The sequence below is a fragment of the Nocardioides sp. FY1077 genome (assembly GCF_058681775.1).
In genome coordinates, this window is sequence record NZ_JBZWDB010000001.1 from 872,146 (window position 1) to 886,014 (window position 13,869).

Sequence of the window (13,869 nt, forward strand, 5' to 3'; positions counted from 1 at the left end):
GCGGCGCCCGTCAGGTGCGGGCGCCCGAGGTGACCGCCTCGAGCAGGCTGCTCAGCCCGTCGCGGTCCATCGCCCGTCCGACGACCGCGATCGAGGCGAAGGCCAGGTCGTCGCCGGGGGCGGCGCTGATGTAGCGCTCGTAGGTGAGGCGCTGGTGGCCCTGGCTGACGTAGGTGGCCACGAAGGTGTCGCTCGAGCGGCTCTCGACGTCCAGCGCGGTGACGTCGGTGGCCATCTTGAGCGCGCGCAGCCGGGCGGTCAGCGCCTCCGACACCGTCTCGTGGCCGTTGCCGATCAGTCGCACGCGCAGGAAATGGGTGTTCGCGGTGTTCTCGTCGGTCATCGGGTCCTCGGGGTACCACCGCCACTCGCCGGCCGTCGCCTGGGTGCGCACCCACCCGCGCGGCACCGGGATCGACAGCGCGAACGGCGGGGTGCCGACCGTGGCGCGCCGCGTCGGCACCGCCCGCTGCAGCACGGGGTAGTCGGGGTCGGAGATCACCAGCACCCGGGCGTCCTGCGGGTACGGCGGGGCCGCCGCGGGCACGGGGGTGGGCGGGTCGAAGGCCACGGGCTCGTCGTCCGCGCCGAGCGCCAGCAGCGCGCCGCCCAGGGCGCCGACGACGGCCAGCGCCACGGTCGCCAGCGCACCCCGCAGTCCCATGGGGGACACCGTAACGGCCGCCGGCGACCTGCCGGGCTCATCCAGCAGTCCTCCTGAGGAGGAGGTGAACGACAGGTGAACGTGGCACCCTTGGCAGGTGAACGCCCCGACCACCCCCTCTCCTGCCGTGACGGCGTGGCGGCTCCTGGTGGCCGCGAGCGCCGCCGGTGGCGTGCTGCTGGCCGCCCGGGAGTACGACGTGTGGTGGACCGCCCTGAGCCAGCTGGCCAACCTCGCCGCGGCCGTGGCGTTCGTTGCGCTGGCCGTGCGGGAGCCGGCCTCGCCGCTGCTGCGCGGCGCCCTGGCCACGGTGATGCTGCTGGTCGGCCTGGCCTACCTGCCGATGGCCAACGGCAACCTGGGCGAGCCGTGGTCGATGCTCGAGCACCAGGTCACCCCGGCCCTCGTCGTCGCCGACTTCCTCCTCGTCGGCAGCAGCCAGGTGCGGGTGCGCTGGTGGCACCCACTGGCCTGGCTGGTGCCGCCCGCGGCCTACCTGGTCTGGTACGTCGCCGCCGACCTCGCCGTCTACGACGCCCTCGACCTGGCCCGCCCGGCGCAGTTCTGGTCGCGGGTCGCGCTGCTGCTCGCGCTGGTGCTCGTCTGTGGCCACGCGCTGCGCGGCTGGTGCGGGCGCCGTGCGGTGCCGGTCGAGCGGGGCTCGGAGCGTTCGTCGGTCGTGTAGGGGAGGAGCGCCAGCGACGAGCCGTGTCGAGACCCTTCCCGCACGCCTAGAACTGGCGGTCCGGCGTACCGGACTCGGCGGCGGCGGTGGTGTTCGCGCCCAGCCCGCCCAGGTCGGTGGCCAGGCCGGAGGGCACCCAGGTCATCGCGGAGGTCGTGGTCACGGTGCTGACCGACCCGCCGCTGCTCTGCTGGCCCACCGTCATCGTGACCCGGGTGACGGCGACGCCGTTCACGGTGGTGGTCGTCGCGGTCATGGTGGCCGAGAACTGGGCGGCGCCGAAGAAGCCGATGTAGTCCTCGCGCAGGTTGACCGCGCCCAGGTTGACCGCAGCGCCCCCGCGCAGGACGTCGACGCTGTCGCCGCGGCCGCCCAGGCCGAGCAGGTTGCCGTCGCGCAGGCGCACGGTCACCGGCACCGCCGAGCCGTCCCAGCCGGGGCTGATCGAGGCGGGCCGCATCAGCTCGCTGTAGGTGAGGCTCAGGGTGTCGCCCGGGTCGAGGCGACCGGCGACGCCGCCGTTGGTCGTCTGCACGTCGGCGGCCCGCGGGGCGGTGTTGTCGACCCTGCGGCCCGCGACGACGGCCGAGGCGGTGGTGCGACCGGCGCCGTCGGTGACCACGGCGCGCAGGTCGTAGAGCCCGTCGGGCACGGCGGTGGTGGCGAAGGAGCACGAGTAGGGGGAGGTGGGGTCGGTGCACACGTCGGTCCAGGTCCCGGTGCCGGCCGGCGAGCGCTGGAGCCGCACCGAGGCCACCCCGGCGGTGGAGCTCGCGCTGGCGCCGAGGGTGACGGTGCCGGTGAGGACCGGCCCCGGGTCGTTCGCCGCGACCGTGGTGACCACGTTGTCGACCACCCGGCCGCCGACCACGGCGGAGGTGGTGGAGCTGCCGGCGACGTCGGTGGCGACGGCCCGGAAGGAGTAGGTGCCGTTGGCGAGCGTCGTCGTGTCGACGCGGCACGACCAGGGGGCGGCGGTGACGGTGCACAGGTCCTGGTAGGTCGCGGAGCCCGACACCGCCTGCTGGACGACGACGCGGGCCACACCGGAGTGGGCGTCGGCGGCGCTGGCGGTGAGGGTCACCGTGCCGCGCAGCGGGGTGCCGGGGTCCTGCAGGGCGACCGTGGGAGCGACGTTGTCGACGAGCACCCCCGCGACGACCGGGGAGGTCAGCGTGGTCGTGCCGGCGGTGGCCACGGCACGCAGGTCGTGGCGACCGTTCGGCGTCCCGGAGGTGAGCCAGGCGCACGAGTACGGCCGGGTCGAGGTGGTGCAGGCGGTGGTCCAGGTCGTCGTGCCGGCCGGCGCGCGCTCGATCCGCACGGTGTAGTCGGTGGTGTCGGCGTTCGACACGGTGGCCGTCAGCGGCACCGATCCCCGCACGACCGCGCCGGGCGAGGCCAGGGCGACGCGGTGGGCCAGCGAGGCGGAGACCGTCCAGCTGTTGGCGGGTGCGACGGTGCGGTCGGTGAACCCGGCGGTGGCGGTGTGGCCGCCCGAGAGCCCCATCCCGCCGGCGACCAGCAGGGCGAGCGCCGGCAGCACCGGCAGCGCGGCGGCGGGACGCCGGCGCGGGAGGCCGCGGTGACGTCGTCCGGGGCGAGGAGTCCCCGCGCCCGGCCCGTCGGTGTCCCGACCGGCCCGTCTGCGGGTGGCCAGGGCGAGGGCCAGGGCGGTGAGTACGCCCCACAGGACGAGCGGCAGGACGTGGCCGTCCCTGACCCAGACCAGCGGGCGCCCGACGTACGGGACCAGGAGCGTGGCGCGCGCCTCGACGTCGGCGCTGGTGATCGGGGTGGCGTCGTAGGTGGGGCTGGCGTCACCGGCGGTGGCGTACTGCCCGTCGCCCAGCTTCTCGACGACCCGGTGGACCACCAGCTCGCCGTCCTCGGGCTTCGCCGGGTTGCCGAACAGCACGACGCGTCCGAGCGGGACCTTCTCGGAGGCCGAGAACGGCTTGGCCACGACCACGTCGCCCACCGAGATCGACGGCTCCATCGAGCCGCTGCGCACCACCGAGCTCGACCAGCCCCACAGGGTCGGCACCATCGCCGCGACCAGCAGGGTCAGCAGGAACGCGCGGTAGGCGCGGCCCAGCACCTGGGCCACCAGCCGCGCCCGCCCGAGGTGGGCCCGGGGGCCGGTGGCGGCCGGTGCCTGCGGGGAGGGCGCGTCGACGGGAGGGGGAGGCACGGTGGCGGTGGCCATGTGCGGGACCTCCTGACGGCGGGGCGGGGCTCTGGCTGGCGCGGCGGGCTGCGAGCCGGCTCAGCTGGTCTGCAGCTCCCACTGGAGGTCGATGCCGGTGTGGCTGCCCTGCAGCTGGTCGACCTGCGCCTGCGTCAGCCCGGTGGTGTCGAAGGTCCAGGTGACCTCGTAGGTGCGCGACTGGGTGCCGGTCGTGACCGGCCAGCTGCCCACGCCGTTGGCGTAGCTGTTGGACAGGGCGAGCTGCGAGAGCGGGGAGTCCTCGACGACCGGGTTGCCGGTGGCGAACGGGGTGAACCCGGCGCAGTCGGCGAACGAGCCGCCGGTGCCCGCCCTGACGGTGACCTCGACGTAGCGCTCGAGGCCGGCCGGGGAGGTGACGGGGTTGACCATGTAGGCCCTGACCGTGCCGGCCGCGGTGGCGTTTGCGGTGACGGTGATGCACTTGGTCTCGGTGGCCCCGGGCAGCATGCTCGCCACCTGGAACCGGGCCGAGCCGGCGTCGTCGTCGGTCAGCGCGACCGAGCCGGTCGCCCAGTCGTTGCCCGAGTTGCGGGTCGTGCCGCTGAACGCGGCGTACGACGACTGCCACACCAGGGCACCGGCGGCGATGACCGCGACGGGGGTGGCGGCGGCGGCGACGATCTTGCCGGTGGTCGCTGAGGTGATGCGCATGGGGGTGCTCCTGGTCGGTGGGGGGTGTGCCGCCGCCACTGTCGCGGTCGTCACCGGCTGCCGTGGGCTTTCACCCGGACGCTGACCCATCGCCGGGCCGCACCACCCGGACGGACTACCCCCGCGCGCCGCGCGGGTGCCGCGTGGACGCCGTCCGGGCGCTGCGCCGCCCCGCCCGCGAGTGGCGGGGGCCACGTCCCTACGGTGGGGCGCCATGAGCAGCCTCCTCGTGCGCCGCGCCCGCGTCGTGGCCCTCGCCGCCGGCGACCGCGTGCCCGACCGACCGGTCGACGTGCTGGTGGAGGACGGCCGGGTGACCGCGGTGGGTTCGGGCCTGGTGCTGCCCCGCGGCGCCGGGGAGCGGAGACCGGTCGAGACGGTCGACGCGGGCGGGCGCTGGGTGGTGCCGGGGCTGTGGGACCAGCACGTCCACCTCGCCCAGTGGACGCTCACCTCGGCCCGTCTCGACCTCACCCCGGCGCGCTCGCCGGAGCAGGCCACCGCGCTGGTGGCCGAGCGGGTGCGGGAGTACCCCGACCTGCCCGTGATCGGCTGGGGCCACCGCTCCGCGCTGTGGGGCCGCGAGGTGACCGTCTCCGAGCTCGACGCCGTCACCGGCGACACCCCGGTGGTGCTGATCTCCGGCGACGCCCACCACGCCTGGCTCAACACCACCGCGCTGCTCCACCTCGCCCTGCCGGTGCGCGACTCGGTGGTGCGCGAGGCGGAGTGGTTCCGCGCCTACGCCCGGCTGGCGACGCTGATCGGCGACGAGGGCACCTCCCACGAGGCCTACCGGCGCACCCTCGACCACGCCGCGTCGCTCGGCGTCGTGGGCCTGGTCGACTTCGAGTTCTCCGGCGGCGCCCGCGAGTGGGCCGAGCGGTGGGCCCACGGCTGCGACCTGCTGCGCATCCGCATGTCCACCTACGCCGAGGGCCTCGACGACGTGCTGGAGGCCGGGCTGCGCACCGGCGACACCCTGCCCGGCTGCGACGACCGCGCCACGATGGGACCGCTGAAGATCATCAGCGACGGCTCGCTCAACACCCGCACGGCCTGGTGCTGCGAGCCGTACGGCGACGCCCACCGCCTGGAGTACCCCGCCGGGCAGCCCAACCTGTCGGGCGAGGAGCTGCGCGCGCTGCTGGCCCGCGCCCACGCCCACGGGCTCGACGTCGCCACCCACGCCATCGGCGACGCCGCCTGCGCCGAGGCGCTCGCGGCGTACGCCGACACCGGCGCGCGCGGCTCGATCGAGCACGCGCAGATGGTCGGGCGCGCCGACGTGCGCCGGATGGCCGAGCTCGGCATCCGCGCCAGCGTGCAGCCGGCCCACCTGCTCGACGACCGCGACCTCACCGACCACATCTGGGGCGAGCGCTCGGCGCGCTGCTTCGCCTACCGCTGGATGCTCGACGACGGCGTCGAGCTGGCCCTGGGCTCCGACGCCCCGGTCTCCCCGCTCGACCCGTGGCTGGCGATGGCCGCGGCGGTGCACCGCAGCGCCGACGAGCGCGAGGCCTGGCACGCCGAGCAGGCGCTGACCCCGCGCGAGGCGCTGAGCGCCTCCGTCGACGGCCAGGGCACCGTGGCGCCGGGCTCGCGCGGCGACCTGGTGCTGCTCGACGCCGACCCGCTCGCTGAGGCCGGCTCGGCGCTCGACGCCGCCGCCCGGCTGCGCGACATGCGCGTCGCCGCGACGTACGTCGCCGGCCGCGAGGTCTTCTCCGCCCTCTGACCCCGGCGGCGACGGCCGGCCGGCGCCCGGCGCACCTCGGTCAGCGGGCGGGCTCCCGCTCGAGCAGGCGCAGCACCTCGGCGGCGACGGCCTCCTGCTCCACGGCGAACGGGTGGAACGCGAGGGCCTGGTCGGGGATGGTCTCCTTGCCGTTGACCCACGGGTCGTCGGAGCACAGGTCGTGGCCCTCGCTGAGCGACCAGACGTCGACGAACTCGACGCCGGCCGTGCGGGCCGCGCGCTCGACGGCGTCGTCGAGGCTGGCGTTGGCCTGCCGGGCGAAGGCGTAGTCGCCGGCGGCGAGGTCGATCTGGTCGGGGCAGGTGCCCCGCGCGGGGATGATCTGGGGGTAGCCGACGGCGAGCACCCGGGCGTCGGGCGCCCGGTCGAGCACACCGGCGAGGGCCGCGGCCAGGGTGGCGCTGACCTGGCGGAACGTCTTGTCGGTGACCGCGCCGCGCGAGGCGTCGGTGCACGGCGAGCCCTCGGCCCCGCCGGCGGCGAGCTGGCCGCACTGGCCGATCAGCCGGGAGAACAGCTCCCGGTCGTTGCCGCCGATGCCGAGGGTGACCAGGTCGGTCTCCTCCGTCACCGCGTCGAACTGCGCCGGCTGCGTGGCGCCGTCGAGGGTCTGCTGCACGCCGATCAGGGAGGTCGTGGTGGCGCCGCTGCAGCTGACGTCGGTCAGCACGGTGCCCTCGAGGCCGGCGGCGACCAGGGTGGGGTAGTTGCCCGTGGAGCGCAGGCAGCCGTCGTTGACGTCGGTCTCCGGCACCAGCGGGGCCGCGGTGTAGGAGTCGCCGAGCGCCACGTAGTCGGGGTAGTCGCCGCTGCCCTCGGCGGGGGCGGTGCTGCTGGGCCCGCTGGGCTCGGCGGTCTCGCTGGGAGCGGTCGACGAGGACGACGAGGACGACGGCGACGAGGACGACGGGGCCGCGTCGGGCTCGGCGTCGCCCCCGCCGCAGCCGGCGAGCACCAGGGCGCCGGCGGCCAGCAGCGCCGGCAGCAGGGCGGCGCGCGTGGGTCGGGCCGGGCGGGGCGTCGTACGACTCGTCATGGACCAGACGGTACGGGCCCCGCCCACCCGTCGGTGCCGGGCGGTCGGGCAGCGGCGCTCAGCCGAGGGCGACGGTGGCGGCCAGCACGAAGTCGGGGTCGTCGAGGCGGTCGCCGTACGCCTCGCGCAGCTGCCCGAGGCGGTAGCGCACGGTCTGGGGGTGCACGAAGAGGGCGTCGGCGACGTCCTCGCGGCGGCCCTGGTGGAGCAGCCACCAGCGCAGCGTCTCGGCGAGCTTCTCGGCGGTGGCGGGGCGCAGGTCGGCCAGCGGCGCCAGCACCAGCGCGCGCAGGTCGGCGCGCGCGGCGGGGTCGGCATCGAGCACCAGCGCGGGCAGGTGGGCCTCGGTGTCACCGGTGTCGTCGGCGCCCGCCCCGAGGCCGAGCTCGCGGGTGCGCAGCACCCGGTCGTACGACGCCCGCACCTCCAGCCAGGGCCGCGCGGGGCCGGCCAGCGAGCTGCGGTCGCGCAGCGTGCGCAGCAGCACCGGGCGGGCGAGGTCGTGGGCGTCGGGCACCAGCAGCAGGGCGTGCTCGGGCAGGGCGGCGAGGTCGGGGACGGCGAGCGTGGCCGGGGCGACCGCGGCCAGCACCGGGCGCAGCTGCGAGCCCGGCACGAGCACGGCGGTGAGCGTGGTGGGCGGCTCCCAGCCGGCCCGCTCGGCGGCGTCGATGACGGTCTCGACCGGGCTGTCGTCGAGCAGGTGGCCGGCCAGCCGGTCGAGGAGGCGCTGGCGGGCGCGGCCGGTGGAGGCGAGCTCGTCGGTGTGGCCGGCGACGCTGGCCGCGGACAGCTCGTCGATGTAGGCGAACACCAGCTCGGCGAACGACGCGACGGTCTCGGCGGGCATGCCGGTGCGCACGGCCGCGCCCGACATCTCCCGCCACGACACCCGCGCCCCGATGCGGTAGGCGGCGAGCAGCGCGTCGGTGGTGCGGCCGCTGCGGGCCTCACCGCGGCCGAGCTGGTAGGCGCCCTCGACCGCCGGGGCGGCCGGGGTGCGGGGGTCGGCGCCGCGGCGTCCGCTGGCCAGCGACAGGAACCCGCCGAGCGCCAGCTGCACCGCCTTGCGGATGTTCTCGCCCATCGAGCCGGTCAGCGAGCCCTCGTAGCTGGGCACCTCGGCGATGATGGCGTCGACGACGCGGTCGGCCACCACGGCCAGCTCGGAGCGCATCTCGCTGACCGCGCGCGGCGGCAGCTGCAGGCCGTGCCCGGCGGTTCGGCGGGTGACGCGGCGCACCATGACGGCCTCCAACGGGTCCAGATCCGGCAGAACTGTCCCGAGTGAACAAAAGCAGCCAGCAGGTTCACGTCGACGGCACAGGACTTTGAGTGCCAAGCGTAGGACAGTAGAACGCATGACCACCACTGCACCGACGCCCGCGGCTCCGTCGCTGCGACAGCGCCTGCGCAAGGTCGCCGAGGCCGCGGTCACCCCGCTCGACCTCGACGACGTGCTGGACGTGTTCCACCCGCTGCGCGCCGGCGCCGACCTGCGCGGCCGTGTCGTGCAGGTCGTCCCCGAGACCGCCGACTCCGCCACGATCGTGATCAAGCCGGGCAAGGACTGGGCCGGCCACGTGCCGGGGCAGTACCTGCGCATCGGCGTCGACGTCGACGGTGTCCGCCTGTGGCGCACCTACTCGCTGACCCACGGCCCCCGCGCCGACGGCTGCATCAGCATCACCGTCAAGGCCATCCCCGACGGCGTGGTGTCGAACTTCCTGGTGCGCAGCCTGCGCGCGGGCCAGATGGTGCAGCTCGGCCAGGCCGAGGGCGACTTCGTCCTCGCCGACCCGCTGCCCACCAAGCTGCTGCTGGTCACCGCCGGCTCGGGCATCACCCCGGTCATCGGCATGCTGCGCAACATGTTCTCGCGCGCCGAGCCGGTGCAGGCCGACATCGTGCTGCTGCACTCCGCGCTCTCGCACTCCGAGGTCATCTTCGGCGAGGAGTTGCGCCGCTACGCCGCCGAGGGTCGCCTGCGCCTCGTCGAGCTGCACACCGACGTCGACGGCATGCTCGAGGTCGACCACCCCGAGCGCGGCCTCGCCACGATCGTCCCCGACCTGGGCGAGCGCACGACGTACGCCTGCGGGCCGGTCGGGCTGCTCGACGCCCTCGAGGGCCACCACGGCGAGCTCGACCTGCCGCTGCACATCGAGCGGTTCCGCACCGCGGTCGTGGCCACCGGCGAGGGCGGCACCGTGTCGTTCTCCGGCAACGACGTGGTGGTGGAGGCCGACGGCGCCACGCCGATCCTCGACGCCGCCGAGTCGGCCGGCGTCCTGATGCCGAGCGGCTGCCGGATGGGCGTCTGCTTCGGCTGCGTGCTGCCGCTGCGCGAGGGCGCCGTGCGCGACCTGCGCAACGGCGAGCTGACCATCGCCCAGCCCGGCGACGGCGTGAACATCCAGACCTGCATCAGCGCGGCCGCCGGGCCGTGCCAGATCGACCACTGACCACCTTCCCCCTGCTCGACCACCCGCTCGTCACCTCGAGAAGGAGCGTTCCATGACCGTCATCACCAAGCAGCCCGTGAACCCCACCGCCCACCTGACGCCGGAGGACATCGAGGCGATCGGCGTCGAGCTCGACGCGATCCGCCAGGACGTCCTCGACGACCGCGGCGCCTCCGACGCGGCGTACATCCGCCGGGTCGTCGACGTGCAGCGCAAGCTCGAGCTCGGCTCGCGTGCGGTGCTGCTGGCCAGCGTGTTCCCGCCGGCCTGGGTGGCCGGCACCATCGGGCTCTCGATCGCCAAGATCCTCGAGAACATGGAGATCGGGCACAACGTCATGCACGGCCAGTGGGACTGGATGCGCGACCCGAAGATCCACTCCACCACCTGGGAGTGGGACAACGCCTCCACCGCCGACGGCTGGAAGCACTCGCACAACGAGATCCACCACACCTACACGAACATCGTGGGCAAGGACAACGACCTCGGCTACGGCATCATGCGCGTCGACGAGGACCAGCGCTGGATCCCGATGTACCTCGCCCAGCCGCTCTGGAACGCGATCAACGCCTGCTTCTTCGAGTACGGCATCGCCGCCTACGACCTCGAGCTCGGCAAGAACCTGTCGGTGCCGAAGGACAAGCGCAGCGAGGAGTTCACGACCAACACCAAGAAGACGCTGCGCAAGATCCGCCAGCAGGCCACCAAGGACTACGTCGTCCACCCCGCGCTGTCGCTGCCGACCGGTTCGTTCCTGCCGACCCTGGCCGCGAACTTCACCGCCAACCTGGTGCGCAACGTGTGGTCGCACTCGGTGATCATGTGCGGTCACTTCCCCGAGGGCGTCGAGACCTTCGAGAAGAAGTCGATCCCGGAGAAGGAGACCCGCGGCGAGTGGTACCTGCGCCAGATGCTGGGCTCCGCCAACATCTCCGGCTCCAAGTTCATGCACCTGATGACCGGCAACCTGTCGCACCAGATCGAGCACCACCTCTTCCCCGACCTGCCCTCCAACCGCTACGCGGAGGTCGCCCCCAAGGTGAAGGCGCTGTTCGACAAGTACGAGCTGAACTACCACGAGGCCCCGCTGCCGGCCCAGGTCTACTCCGCCTGGCACAAGGTCGTGCGGCTCTCGCTGCCCAACGGCTTCCTGGAGACCACCACGGTGAAGAACGCCCCCGAGCAGCTCAAGACGCTGTGGGCGATGACCACCAAGGGCCCCAAGGTCCGTCGCGCCGCCCAGGCCCGGCTGACCCAGCTGGCCCGCAAGAAGGAGATGGCGAAGGCCGCCTGACCCCACGCACGACGAACGGCCCCGGGCGGTTGCCCGGGGCCGTTCGCATGCCCGCTGCTCGTCGCCCTCAGCGCATCGAGCACCAAGCGCCAGCGGGCGCTGCCCTCGGTGGTCGGGAGCGAGCGCCAGCGAGCGTTGTCCTCGGTGGTTGAGGAGCGAGCGCCAGCGAGCGTTGTCCTCGGTGGTTGAGGAGCGAGCGCCAGCGAGCGTCTCGAAACCACCCTCAGCGCATCGAGCACCAAGCACGAAGGGCCCCGACCGCAGCTGCGGTCGGGGCCCTTCGCGGTGGAATCAGGAGACGCGGACGTTCTCAGCCTGGGGACCCTTGGGGCCCTGGGCGAGGTCGAACTCGACCTTCTGGTTCTCGTCGAGCGACTTGTAGCCGCTGGTCTGGATGGCGGAGTAGTGGACGAACACGTCCTCGCCGCCACCATCCTGAGCGATGAAGCCGAAGCCCTTTTCGGCGTTGAACCACTTGACGGTGCCCTGAGCCATGATCGAATCCCTTGTTCACGTGTCGGGGGCCTCGTGCCCCACAACCGCTGAAGACAACTCACCTGTGCTGATGTCCAGCGTGCCGAAAACCAGGAGTACGAGAAATAAGCCACGGCATCTTGCGCGGCCAGGACGACTGTGGAGCATCGTCCCTTCAACAAGCACCACGATAGGGCATCAGGCCGCGTGCTGCGATTCCGGGCCGACAACGGGCGTGGCGCCGGGCTCTGGTGGTCTCGATACACCTCGTCGCTGGCGCTCCTCGGCACTCGACCACCGAAGGCTTCGTGAGCGCGGGCTCGGCCTTCGTTAGTCGAGTAGCGAGCGCCAGCGAGCGTATCGAGACCCGTCGCCGGTGATCGATGGTCTCGAAACACCTCGTCGCTGGCGTGGTTCCTGAGGAGCGAGCGCAGCGAGCGTCTCGAAGGGCTCCTCGGCACTCGACCACCGAGGGCTTCGTGAGCGCGGACTCGGCCTTCGTTGGTCGAGTAGCGAGCGCCAGCGAGCGTATCGAGACCCGTGGCGGCGCGAGTGCGGCCGCCGACGACCGCCGCGGGGCAGACTGGCGCGAGCGCCAACGACGAGAGGTGGACACATGGGTCAGCAGACCGAGACGGGGACGCCGGGGCGCGAGCTGCTCGACGAGCTGGCGGCGCAGGAGGCGCGCCTGGTCTTCGACCGGTTCGACGAGGACACCGCGTGGGCGCTCGGAACCGCCCTGCGCGACGCCGCCCTCGCCGCCGGGCTCCCGGTCGCGATCTCGGTGCGCCGCAACGGCCAGCGCCTGTTCCACGCCGCGCTCCCGGGCGCGTCGGCCGACAACGACGGGTGGCTGGAGCGCAAGTGCGCGGTGGTCGACCGCTACGGGCGGTCCTCGCTGCGCGTCGGCGAGCAGTTCCGGGTCGACGGGAGCACCTTCGAGAAGAGCTCCCGGCTCGACCCGTCGCGGTACGCCGCGCACGGCGGCGCCTTCCCGGTCCTGGTGAGGGACACCGGCTGCGTCGGCACGGTCGCGGTCTCGGGCCTGCCCCAGCTCGACGACCACCGGCTGGTGGTCGAGACGCTCGAGGCCTTCCTGGCCGCGGGGCGCTGAGGCGCCGCTCAGTCGAGCGGCAGGGCCGCCAGGGCGGCCACCACGTCGTCGGCCTCGGCCAGCCGGCGCACGGCGTCGAGCAGCGGGGCGCCGTACCCGGCGTGCACGAGGGCGTCGACCTTGGCCACCACCTCGGCCTCGCCGAGGGGGAAGTGCGCGGTGTCGCCGATCGGGTCGGGCTGCGCGAGCGCCCAGGTGCGCCCGTCGTGCAGCTCCACCTCGACCTCGCAGACCCGGCGGGCCGGCAGGTGGCGGTCGAGGTCGTCGCTCAGCTCCACGGCGACGCGGTCGCTGAAGGCGTCGGCCGCGGCGAAGGCCGGGGTGCCGGGCTCCATCGTGGTGGGGGTGACCTCCCCGCTGACGGCCGCGGTGGCCACCGCGAAGGGCAGGGAGAACATCGCGGCCAGCCGGTTGGCCGGGTGGCGCTGGCGCAGGGGAGCGGCGAGGGAGTGGATGCCGACCCGCACGGCGGCGACGTCCTCGGCGCGCCAGCCCCCGGCGGCCCGCAGCGACAGCACGAGGTCGATCGCGGCGTGGGTGTAGGAGCAGGCGGCGTGCTGCTTGAGGTAGCCCTCGGCGGCGAGCCAGCGGTCACCGAGGCCGTCGAGCAGCAGGTCGGGCTCGAGCCCGCCGACCAGCGCGAACGCCGCGGCGGCGCCGCCGCGGTTGGTCACCAGCCCGGCCCGGGCGAGGTGGGCCGAGGAGAGCCCGGCCACGCCGGCCTGGCCGGCCCACAGGTTGCGGGTGACGTCGCCGGCGAGCACCGCCGCCCAGGGGGCGGCCGTCATCAGCCCGGTGGAGGCGTCGACGGCGGCCGCGACCTGGGCCGGGGTGGCCCCGAGCAGCCGCGCCGCGGCGTACGCCGCTCCGGTGACGCCCCAGTGGCCGTGGGTGTGCCACGCCGGGTCGCGGCGCACGGCGTGCCCGAAGCGGGCCGCCACCTCGTAGCCGCCGGCCACCGCGGCCAGCAGGTCGGCGCCGCTGACCGGACCGGGCGCCTGCTGTGCCGCGGCGATCGCGGCGGGCACGACGTGCACCGCGGGGTGGCCCGCGGCGTGCTTGTTGCCCTCGTCGAGCTCCTGGGAGCAGGCCGCGGCGGCGGCCAGCAGCGCGACGGTCTCGGGCGTGGTGGACACCGGCGTGCCGGGCAGCCGGTGCGCGCCGGGCGGAACGGGCCAGACCTCCAGCAGCGCGCGCAGCTCGGGCGTTCGCAGGCCGGCCACGGTGACGCCGAGCAGGTCGGTGAGCACGACGGGCAGGCGGCGGGCCACCGGGGCGGGCAGGTCGGCGTACGGCAGCGACACCTCCCGCACCAGCGTGGTCACCGCGTCGCGCGTGCGTTCCGCCAGTAGGAACGTGTCTGCCTCCGCCATGCGCCCACGATACGGCGCCGGGCGCCGCGGTGACAGTGGTTGAGCGGGATCAGCCGCGGCCCTTCACGGGGCGACGCGTTCCGGCTACAGTGACGCCACGGTCCTGATCGTTCCTCCT

12 protein-coding genes are annotated in these 13,869 nt (G+C 74.3%); 5 read left to right on the forward strand and 7 right to left on the reverse strand.

Annotation, left to right across the window (positions count from 1 at the left end; genetic code table 11):
• Positions 1 to 10: 10 nt before the first annotated feature.
• Entirely contained in the window at positions 11 to 664 is a 654-nt protein-coding gene (locus AC4OR8_RS04060; protein ID WP_492164289.1) for a hypothetical protein, read from the reverse strand.
• A 97-nt stretch (positions 665 to 761) separates the two neighbouring features.
• Here AC4OR8_RS04060 and AC4OR8_RS04065 point away from each other — a divergent pair, with 97 nt between their 5' ends.
• Positions 762 to 1,349 carry a hypothetical protein gene (locus AC4OR8_RS04065; RefSeq protein WP_492164290.1) on the forward strand — a complete coding sequence of 196 codons (588 nt, stop codon included), beginning with the start codon at positions 762 to 764 and terminating at the stop codon, positions 1,347 to 1,349.
• A 46-nt stretch (positions 1,350 to 1,395) separates the two neighbouring features.
• On the opposite strand, the gene AC4OR8_RS04070 is transcribed toward AC4OR8_RS04065, so the two are convergent.
• Together AC4OR8_RS04070 and AC4OR8_RS04075 are read right to left on the reverse strand one after the other, a co-directional pair.
• Positions 1,396 to 3,558, reverse strand: a complete 2,163-nt coding sequence (locus AC4OR8_RS04070; RefSeq protein WP_492164291.1) for a signal peptidase I — start codon at positions 3,556 to 3,558, stop codon at positions 1,396 to 1,398.
• Positions 3,559 to 3,618: 60 nt separating this feature from the next.
• Positions 3,619 to 4,233, reverse strand: a complete 615-nt coding sequence (locus AC4OR8_RS04075; RefSeq protein ID WP_492164292.1) for a hypothetical protein — start codon at positions 4,231 to 4,233, stop codon at positions 3,619 to 3,621.
• Between the two features lie 214 nt (positions 4,234 to 4,447).
• Between AC4OR8_RS04075 and AC4OR8_RS04080 the strand changes: the two genes are divergently transcribed.
• The gene (locus tag AC4OR8_RS04080; RefSeq protein WP_492164293.1) at positions 4,448 to 5,974 is read left to right on the forward strand and encodes an amidohydrolase; all 1,527 of its coding nucleotides are present in this window, start codon (positions 4,448 to 4,450) and stop codon (positions 5,972 to 5,974) included.
• A 40-nt stretch (positions 5,975 to 6,014) separates the two neighbouring features.
• Here the strand turns inward: AC4OR8_RS04080 and AC4OR8_RS04085 are convergent, their stop codons facing one another.
• Both AC4OR8_RS04085 and AC4OR8_RS04090 read right to left on the reverse strand, forming a co-directional pair.
• Positions 6,015 to 7,031, reverse strand: a complete 1,017-nt coding sequence (locus AC4OR8_RS04085; protein WP_492164294.1) for an SGNH/GDSL hydrolase family protein — start codon at positions 7,029 to 7,031, stop codon at positions 6,015 to 6,017.
• A gap of 58 nt (positions 7,032 to 7,089) precedes the next feature.
• Positions 7,090 to 8,277 carry a PucR-like N-terminal domain-containing protein gene (locus AC4OR8_RS04090; RefSeq protein WP_492164295.1) on the reverse strand — a complete coding sequence of 396 codons (1,188 nt, stop codon included), beginning with the start codon at positions 8,275 to 8,277 and terminating at the stop codon, positions 7,090 to 7,092.
• Between the two features lie 115 nt (positions 8,278 to 8,392).
• On the opposite strand from AC4OR8_RS04090, the gene AC4OR8_RS04095 reads away from it, so the two are divergent.
• Both AC4OR8_RS04095 and AC4OR8_RS04100 read left to right on the forward strand, forming a co-directional pair.
• On the forward strand, positions 8,393 to 9,496 hold the full coding sequence (locus AC4OR8_RS04095; protein WP_492164296.1) for a ferredoxin reductase: 1,104 nt from the start codon (positions 8,393 to 8,395) through the stop codon (positions 9,494 to 9,496).
• A gap of 52 nt (positions 9,497 to 9,548) precedes the next feature.
• On the forward strand, positions 9,549 to 10,790 hold the full coding sequence (locus AC4OR8_RS04100) for a fatty acid desaturase family protein (RefSeq protein WP_492164297.1): 1,242 nt from the start codon (positions 9,549 to 9,551) through the stop codon (positions 10,788 to 10,790).
• A gap of 291 nt (positions 10,791 to 11,081) precedes the next feature.
• Here AC4OR8_RS04100 and AC4OR8_RS04105 read toward each other — a convergent pair whose 3' ends face one another.
• Positions 11,082 to 11,285 carry a cold-shock protein gene (locus tag AC4OR8_RS04105; protein WP_492164298.1) on the reverse strand — a complete coding sequence of 68 codons (204 nt, stop codon included), beginning with the start codon at positions 11,283 to 11,285 and terminating at the stop codon, positions 11,082 to 11,084.
• A gap of 595 nt (positions 11,286 to 11,880) precedes the next feature.
• Here AC4OR8_RS04105 and AC4OR8_RS04110 point away from each other — a divergent pair.
• Entirely contained in the window at positions 11,881 to 12,378 is a 498-nt protein-coding gene (locus AC4OR8_RS04110; RefSeq protein ID WP_492164299.1) for a heme-degrading domain-containing protein, read from the forward strand.
• Positions 12,379 to 12,386: 8 nt separating this feature from the next.
• Here AC4OR8_RS04110 and AC4OR8_RS04115 read toward each other — a convergent pair whose 3' ends face one another.
• Positions 12,387 to 13,751 (reverse strand): MmgE/PrpD family protein, encoded by a 1,365-nt coding sequence (locus AC4OR8_RS04115; RefSeq protein WP_492164300.1) that lies wholly within the window; start codon positions 13,749 to 13,751, stop codon positions 12,387 to 12,389.
• Positions 13,752 to 13,869: the final 118 nt, after the last annotated feature.